Genomic DNA, 8,892 nt, shown 5'->3' with positions numbered 1-8,892 from the left:
ACCCATAGGCTGACCCGCAGTGGAACTGATTTCCTTGGCTCATAGAGAACATTAATCCATGATATGCCTGGTTGGGGTTCTCCCGCATCGGCGGTCCGATTCATGTAGGTTAGAATAAAAATCAACTTCTCGACCGAACCGGATAAACTACTATCGCTTCTCTCTTGATATCGCACTACCTTACGACGATGGCCTTTCATATCATGGTGGCGGTAATATTCTTCTACTATCGGCGCAAAATGGTACAATAAATCCATGAATTCCTTTGGACTCAAGCCAGTTATTGCGTTAAATTGATTTGGGCTGTTCATTATGCTGTCTGTTTTTGTCATAATTAATTGACAGCGAACAGCCCTTTTTCATTCCCCTACAAATTCAACCGTAATATTCTTTATTATTAAAGAGCTGTTCATAAACTTGTTTAGTATTCTTATTTCTACCTTTAAGTAGTAAAATCTAGATTAATAAAATATTCATAAATTGAGTAGTTTTATATATAAGTATTTATACACCTACAAATTGTATATATGAATAACTATTGATAAGGTTTACTTATCAATAGTTATTTAATATAGAATTATTATGTAACTGTGTTATGTCTTGTATCTTGATGTTATGACCAAATGATATAATGTAGATAATTCTGTGTTCATTTTAATAGCTATATTAGTAATCTAAAGCTCTAATATAATATGACCGAAAAAAACAAGTCATCAACTTCTCGAGAATTAGTTGCTTCTTCAGTAACATCAAGTCAGATAAATAATTCGGAGATATCAGTTATAGCCGCTCGTTACTTAAAGCTAGGCTTAGAAAAAGCACCTAATACTGTACGAGCCTATAAGGCTGATTTGGATTGCTACACCTCTTGGTGCGATCGGCTTGGTCTAGCTCCATTTCCTACTCCAGTAGATCAGCTAATAAATTATCTTTCAGATTTAGCCCAACATTATAAGGTGGCAACCTTAGAACGACGACTAGCGATGCTTTCCTCTTTTCACGATTTGCAAGGTTGGGACAGCCCGACGAGGGACCGATTGGTTCGGATTGCCTTAGACGGTATCAAACGTGAAAAAGGAATTCGTCAACATGAAGCACCCGCTTTCACTAAGTCTATGCTGGAAAAAGTAATATTCCCACTGGATGAATCAGTGAATGCGCAACTGCGAGATAAGGTGGTTCTATTACTTGGATTCACAGGGGCTTTCCGCAGGGGCGAATTAGCCGCATTGAACGTAGCGGATCTACATTTGGATGAGGATGGAATTTTGGCGGATATCCGTAAAAGTAAGACTGATCAGCTAGGCGGTGGCAAAGTGAAAGCGATCTTTTATGCAGCCAATCCACAGTTATGTCCGGTCAGGACGCTAAAGCGCTACCTAGAACGGATATATCCAGAAGGTCATATTCTAGAAATAGATCAGAATATAACAAGTAAAAAAATGGAATACACTTTTACATATAAGAAACCGCTACTGTTACGTATGCGCAAGGGGGACCGCTTTGGAGATAGTCGACTCAGTGACCAGAGTATTAATTTAATTGTACAAAAGCACCTAGGGACTCGATTTTCGGCACACTCATTACGGGCTAGCTTTGTCACCGTTGCCAAGCACAATGGGGCAAGCAACAGTGAAATTATGGCTCAAACTTTTCATAAAACTGAGGCAATGATCCGGCGCTATACGCGCTTTGAGGATGCTCGTAGCCATAACGCTGGAACAAAACTGGGGTTGTAGCTTATTGATTGGTATAACTTATTATCTAGTTTTAGTAAAAACCAATTTTTCGGACGATTAAATTTATCAAAGTTATTCTTTACCGCCTTTCTACCACAGTAATTAGACGAGAATATTAAGACTTTAAATAGTAGTATTAACATAATGTTAGTTACTTAACAAACTTTTATCTCTTATATCTCTCTACTGTGCTATAATTACTTTTCTGTAGATTTAGAATCTGTATTGATTAAAAATTTGTTCACTAGCAATATGAATAAAAGTCAGGTAATCGCTAACAGCTAGCTATATACTCAGAAGATACTAATGTATATACAAATGCTCATTTATACGCGATAGTATTCCAAAATCTGAAAGTATAGATATTAATGTGAAACAATAGCTGTTTTCCTTTAGCACCCCCACTAAAAATTATACCTTTGCGGCTTCTAATAATTAGGCTATGATCGCAACACAAAATATATCCCTCTCCTTTGGAAAAAGAGTACTCTTCGATGAGGTTAATATTAAGTTCACAGGTAATAATTGCTACGGGGTTATTGGTGCAAATGGTGCGGGCAAATCTACTTTTCTGAAAATTCTCTCAGGTGATATTGACCCTAACTCGGGAACGGTGATTTTAGAGCCAGACAAACGCATAGCGGTTTTGAAGCAAAGCCATTTTGAGTACGACGTAACGAGCGTTATCGATACTGTAATGATGGGGCACACAGTGCTTTGGGATATAATGAAAGAGAAAGATGCGATATACATGAAGCCCGATTTCTCCGAAGCAGATGGCCTTAAAGCCTCAGAATTGGAAGCTCAATTCGCTGAAATGGACGGCTGGAATGTAGTGTCTGATGCTGCTACTTTACTTAGTGGTTTGGGTATTACAGAGGATGTTCACTACAGCTTGGTAAAAGAACTGAATGGTAGTCAAAAAGTACGGGTGCTTTTGGCGCAAGCGCTCTTCGGTAATCCTGATATACTTATTCTTGATGAACCAACCAACGACCTAGATCTACAGACCGTTGGTTGGTTAGAAGACTTTCTGCTTGAGTTTAAAAATACAGTGATAGTAGTGTCTCACGATAGACACTTTCTGGATACCATTTGTACCAGCATTGTAGATATAGATTTTGGTCAAGTGCGCCTCTTCACCGGTAATTATACCTTTTGGTACGAGTCAAGCCAATTAGCATTAACACAACGGTCTTCAGCCAATAAGAAAGCTGAAGAGAAAAAAAAAGAACTTCAAGATTTTATTGCTAGGTTCTCAGCTAACGCTTCAAAATCTAAGCAAGCTACCAGTAGAAGAAAACTCCTCGATAAAATTAATGTAGATGACATTCAGCCCTCAACCAGGCGCTATCCAGCGATCATTTTTAACCAAGCACGACCGGCTGGAGACCAAATCCTCGAGATTGAGAACATTAGTAAATCAACGGAAGAAAAAACCCTTTATAGCGGTTTGAATCTTTTTATAAATAGGGGAGATAAAATCGCTGTACTTAGCAAAGACAGCATGGCTACGACTAGCTTTTTTAAAATCTTAATGGGAGAAGAAGAACCCAATACGGGAGCGTTTAAATTTGGTCAGACTATTACTACTGCTTACTTGCCGAACGATAACTCCAAATACTTTAACAGTAATGAGAACCTTGTAGACTGGTTGCGTCAATTTTCAACGGCTGAGAAGGATGAAGTATTCATCCGAGGTTTTCTTGGGAAAATGCTCTTCTCAGGAGAAGATGTATTCAAGACGTTGAACGTTCTTTCTGGAGGGGAAAAAGTACGCTGCATGATTTCGCGCATGATGCTAGCGCAAGCCAATTTTTTAATCATTGATGAACCAACCAATCACCTCGACCTCGAATCTATTCAGGCCTTTAATAATGCGCTTAGAGACTTTCCAGGTACCGTACTCTTCACATCTCATGACCACGCATTTACTAACACCGTTGCTAACCGTATCTTAGAAATCGGACCGAAAGGCTATCTCGATAAACTCAGCACGTACGATGAATATATTGATAACGAAGAGTGGATGGCTCAACGGAAGCAAATTTACTAGTATAAAAACCTCAACGCCAGCCAGAATTAGATAGTAACTGTTAATTACAGAATTGTCAGCATAATGAGTAAATGGAGACCAATTCAAAGTAGAAGTCTCTGTACTTTCCATCACTAATGAAATAATATCAGATTTGCTGTTACTCATTATTTTACCTTATTTCCTCCCCTACTCAGTACTTAGTTGATATGGAAAAAAATGAACCAGCCCATAGAAAATCCGTTGGGGTATCAAAACAAATGTAGCTGGTTCTTATGCAACTCCGTGTATTTTAACTTTCCCTGATTCTTAATATATTTATTAATTACTTCAGCGCGAAGGCCACTTCACTTGCATATTGACATAGTAGCTACTCGTCCAAAACCTGCTGCTTGATGAAGGCATTAAACCTATCCTACTATTCTCAAATAACTTAATTAAATAGTATTGTTTAACATAACATTAATTCCATAACAATTATTTATAACATTTACTATAAGTATTTAACCGCTATACTTAGCGACTTTTGACCGTAATGTCCACCGAATAGATAGTAATGATTAAGGTAGTGATATAGTTGATAAACCTCGAGCCGTTCTTGCAAATTACCTAGGATTGGTGACACATTATTATAAGCACTCCAAACTACTTCAGAAAATCCTCCAAACATTTTCATGAGAGCTAAATCACACTCCCGATCAGCATATGAGCAAGCTGGATCAATAAGTGCTGATCCATTTACAGTATATAAATAATTTCCTGACCAAAGATCCCCATGAGTTAACGATGCCGTAGGGTTTTGAGGAATTATATTAAAAAGTGCTTCTACAAATCTGGCATAAACCTTTTGATCCTTTACAGTCATCCCTCTCCTCTTCTGTATCAATTTCACCAAATACCAAATTCGCTGCTGACCAAAAAACTCAATCCAATTTTCACACCACTGATTGTTCTGAAGAGTTTCGCCACAGTAGTTGTCGTTGTTAAATCCAAAAAGAGTATTCGTATTCTGATGTAGTTGAGCAAGGCCAACACCCAACTGCTCGTCCTTTTCAATTGAATTAGTAGAATCCACTTTCAAAAGCTCCATAACAATTAACCCTGCCGAATCTTTAGTTATTTTAGTTGCCGTAATAACAGCAGGAATAATTAAACCGGTGGAGGCAGTACGCAAAGTTTGCAAGCTTTCAGCTTCACGCAGAAATAAGTCAGTAGGCCCCTGGTTATTCCACTTTAGAAAATATGTACCAACATTGCATTCTAACTTCATGCTATGGTTGATACACCCGCCTCCTATCGCAGTAGTGGATTTAATGGTTACGTGCTTAGAAAAGACCTCCGATAAACAAAATTCGATATGGCTTTGTAAAGTATTAGTCACACCAAACCATTTGTATAAGTTTTTATTTTTGTGAACGTTGGTATGTACGAATAATCGTTCGGTATACACCAAAAATGACAAGGCCTAACATGGCTAAGCCAAGGTAGCCTTCTCCAATAGGCTCTTCAAAAAGTTGAAGCTGACCTAGGTCACTCACTACTATTCCTACGGCAATCAATATACCCATTAGAGCTTCTCCAGTAATTAATCCAGAAGCAAGTAATAGTCCAGCTTTCCCAGCGATGTCAGCCGATTGCGTATTTTCAAATTTGTTGTTTATTTTAAAATACCGTTGTACTGCCCAAGCTAATAAGCCACCGATAAATATTGAGGTATCTAATTCTAAAGGGAGATACAATCCTACGGCTACTGCCAATATTGGCATTCTGAAATTTGATTGCTGCTTTTCAAGAAACACATCTATAGCAATAATGAGTACAGCAATCAATGCCCCTATTGTTACCATATTCCAAGGTAAACCACCGCCAAAAATACCTACGGCAACACTTTGCATAAGTGTAGCTTGGGGGGCCGCTAAAGCATCTGGTTGCGCTTCGGTTGGGGCTCCCATACCATACCCGATCAATAAATAATTTAGCACAGGGGCAATAGCAAATGCACCCGCGGTAACGCCTACTACTTGCATTATTTGCTGCTTATACGGGGTTGCCCCCAGTATATAACCAGCTTTCAGGTCTTGCATATTATCACCTGCTATGGCTGCCGCACAACAGACCACCGCACCTATAAGTATGGCGGCAGCTGCTCCCCTTCCCGGGTCAGCTGTTCCCATAAGTGCTGCCAGTAGTAATGCAGAAGCTAAAATAGTGGCGATAGTAACTCCTGAAATTGGATTGTTAGAACTACCTACCAATCCAGCCATATAGCCTGCTACTGCTGAAAATAAAAACCCGGCAATAACCATTATCACCGCCATAAGTGCCGTAATAGTTACCTGCTGAATCTCCCTTAGATAAATGATGAAAATCGGGACAACTAATACGCCAATCCCAATTAGCACCCAAGACATAGGGGTATCCATCTCAGTACGAAGTCGGTTTTTAAATTGACCGCTTCCAGCTTTAAAGGCTTCTATTCCTGAAGTAAAAGCAGTTGATAAGGAGTTTCGTAAATTAACCAATGCCCACAGTCCGCCAACAACCATTGCCCCTACTCCTAAGTAGCGAATCTGGCTACTCCAGATAGCAATTCCCATTGTTTCTGGGTCAGTCACTCCCGCTGGTGGTCCGACTGTGGCTATATAAGTTGGAATAGCAACGTACCAACTAATTGCCCCACCTAAAAAAACGAGAAAAGCAATATTTAGTCCTACAATATAACCTACCGCTACCAAAGCAGGCGAAAGGTTAAGTCCTAAGTACAAATAAACTTTTTGATTCAGAAAAGCAGCTTTTTCAAATGTACCCTCCCAAATATTAAGCACTGCTTCACTAATTTTAAATAATCCTCCAACCAAGCCTCCCCATAGTAGAAATTTTATTGATTTACCCCCAGCCTCTCCAGTTTTTAGTACTTCAGCAGTCGCCAAGCCTTCGGGAAATTTTAACTTTTCTTTAACAATCAGGGCGTTGCGTAGAGGAATTGTAAATAGAATACCAAGAATACCTCCCGTTAAAGCAATCAAAGTGGTTTCCCAATAATTAAATTCATCCCAGTAGCCCATAATTACTAGTGCCGGAATAGTAAAGATCACTCCGGCAGCTAATGATTCACCGGCCGAAGCAGCCGTTTGCACCAGGTTGTTCTCCAGTATATTAGAATTTCGAAATAAGCGAAGGATGGCCATAGAAATAACCGCCGCTGGAATTGAGGCTGAAACAGTTAATCCGGCAAAGAGCCCAAAATAGGCATTAGCAGCCGAAAGTATAACGGATAGACCAGCTCCTAACAAAACAGCTTTAATTGTAAGCTCGGGTAGTTTAGTTTGAGGGCTGATATAGGGCTGCTCGGGTTCGCTCGTTTTTTCCAGAACCGGTTTTTCTTCGATCATGGTAATTTTGGTTGGTTAGATTGTCAACAAACATACCCAAAAAATTATACAATCACCGACAAAGTGCCAACCTCAAGAAATGCAAAATCACTGTAGAAAAAAATAAAATCAAGTATTTTTGTACGAACTATGGACTTTAATGTCGTTTTAAATACCTTTGTCGGGTACTGATTACTAATAACAAAAAAAACCTGAAGATAATATCCCCAGGCTTTCCTACTAAACTAACCAAACCAAACTATGCTGCGTGAGTCTCGATACTCTCTTCCGGAAGGTTATCCGTTACTGAATTATCTGACTCACGGTCTTCAATAACTTTCTTTATTTTTTGAATTGCTTTAGATGCTCTAACTGAATCAAGGCTGTTAATGCCTTCAATCATTTTATTTTTTTCGTCGTTAGTTATTGATTTGTTATTTAGTAACAATAATAACTCGGTTTTCTGTTTCACAGTTGCCATTTTTTTAACGATTTCTTCGCTTTTTTCTCCGTTATCAGCCTCAGGATTACTTAATTGAGGATTTTCATTGTCAACTTTTTTTGAGTTTTTAGCAGAAGTTTGTCCTGAACTTGGCGCAGTACGCTTTTTTCTACCACTTCCTCTCTCAGTAGAAGGATTAGTGGGACGGTCTCCCGCCATATAGTCCATCTCTTCGGCCGGAGTAGGCTCATAACCCGCGGCGCGAATAATCCAAGCAAGAATGTTGCGGTAAGCCTTACCAATAGCTCGAGTCTGCGCCATGGAGGCAATCGCAAATTCTTGGTAGTTGCGCTTTCCATTCTCGCGGTTGCTACAAATAGCAAAACCAGTACCAACCGTTTGCTGAGTTTTCAAATCCAATAATCGAACCTTGGCCTGATACTTAGTTTCACTATTATCAAGACTAATATTGACCAAATCATCAATGACCGGAAGGATTCCCAGCCGTGAACCGGCGTATTGCCATCCTTCTACATTAACGTAAGCTTTACCCTGAATATGATGGAACAACTTATTTTCTTTAATAAATCGGGCTAAATCCTGCGCTAAATGCATGGTTTCGTAAGAATTAGCGATATCATAGCTATCAATCGTTTTTTTGTGATCGGAAGATGCCTCTGATACTTTCACATTCGTTGATGTACTCATTAGTTTTTGTTTTACGTTCATAATTAAACAGTTAAGGTTTATAGAAAGTGCGTTTATTAACAATTTTTAAAGTTTTTAATTTATTGACTATCAAACACTTATAAACTTTTTTAAATAAATCACTTACTATACAATACGTATTTCAAGAACACAAGTTCTTAAAATAAGAATACAATTCAAAATTTCTTTTAGTTCTTTCATTATTGCTTGATTTTCAGCTATTTCGGTTATGGATTCTGAGTTAACATCTGTAGAGACCACAGCATATCATTGGCTAAAAAAATTCTTTAAGTTTCCACCTACGGAGGAACAGGATATGCTTTTCCATCGACTCCAAGATTTTATTCAGAAGCAGGAGGGTCCTAAGGCAACGTTCTTACTGATGGGCTACGCGGGTACTGGAAAAACCACCATCATACAGTCATTAGCTAAGACCGTACGAAAATACGGCTACCGCACCGTTTTAATTGCTCCTACTGGGCGAGCGGCAAAAGTTTTGGCTAAATATAGCAAACGAAAAGCCTATACGATTCATCGACAAATCTATAAGCAAGTACAAAACCCGTATTCGGGAAATATTGAGTTTAAACGACGTAA

The 8,892-nt window shown here is 38.9% G+C and carries 7 protein-coding genes; 3 read left to right on the top strand and 4 right to left on the bottom strand.

Features of this window, described 5'->3' with window-relative positions:
• The coding region (locus WBA23_RS09845; protein WP_424582108.1) for a hypothetical protein at positions 1 to 311 on the bottom strand (311 nt) is incomplete at its 3' end.
• Between the two features lie 381 nt (positions 312 to 692).
• On the opposite strand from WBA23_RS09845, the gene WBA23_RS09840 reads away from it, so the two are divergent.
• Positions 693 to 1,739, top strand: a complete 1,047-nt coding sequence (locus tag WBA23_RS09840) for a tyrosine-type recombinase/integrase (RefSeq protein WP_424582107.1) — start codon at positions 693 to 695, stop codon at positions 1,737 to 1,739.
• Between the two features lie 442 nt (positions 1,740 to 2,181).
• Complete coding sequence (locus tag WBA23_RS09835) at positions 2,182 to 3,795, top strand: ABC-F family ATP-binding cassette domain-containing protein (RefSeq protein WP_424582106.1); 1,614 nt, start codon at positions 2,182 to 2,184, stop codon at positions 3,793 to 3,795.
• 472 nt (positions 3,796 to 4,267) lie between these two features.
• On the opposite strand, the gene WBA23_RS09830 is transcribed toward WBA23_RS09835, so the two are convergent.
• The 3 genes from WBA23_RS09830 to WBA23_RS09820 all read right to left on the bottom strand — a co-directional run bounded on the left by WBA23_RS09830 (position 4,268) and on the right by WBA23_RS09820 (position 8,316).
• Complete coding sequence (locus tag WBA23_RS09830) at positions 4,268 to 5,155, bottom strand: fructosamine kinase family protein (protein ID WP_424582105.1); 888 nt, start codon at positions 5,153 to 5,155, stop codon at positions 4,268 to 4,270.
• A 22-nt stretch (positions 5,156 to 5,177) separates the two neighbouring features.
• Entirely contained in the window at positions 5,178 to 7,166 is a 1,989-nt protein-coding gene (locus WBA23_RS09825; protein WP_424582104.1) for an OPT family oligopeptide transporter, read from the bottom strand.
• 238 nt (positions 7,167 to 7,404) lie between these two features.
• Positions 7,405 to 8,316, bottom strand: a complete 912-nt coding sequence (locus tag WBA23_RS09820) for a hypothetical protein (protein WP_424582103.1) — start codon at positions 8,314 to 8,316, stop codon at positions 7,405 to 7,407.
• A gap of 208 nt (positions 8,317 to 8,524) precedes the next feature.
• Here WBA23_RS09820 and WBA23_RS09815 point away from each other — a divergent pair.
• The coding region (locus WBA23_RS09815; RefSeq protein WP_424582102.1) for an AAA family ATPase at positions 8,525 to 8,892 on the top strand (368 nt) is incomplete at its 3' end.

The sequence above is a fragment of the Tunicatimonas sp. genome, from assembly GCF_049647865.1.
Classification (GTDB): Bacteria; Bacteroidota; Bacteroidia; order Cytophagales; family Cyclobacteriaceae; genus Tunicatimonas.
Note: the sequence above shows the minus strand (reverse complement) of the source record. Positions and strands in the feature narration are given on the sequence as shown.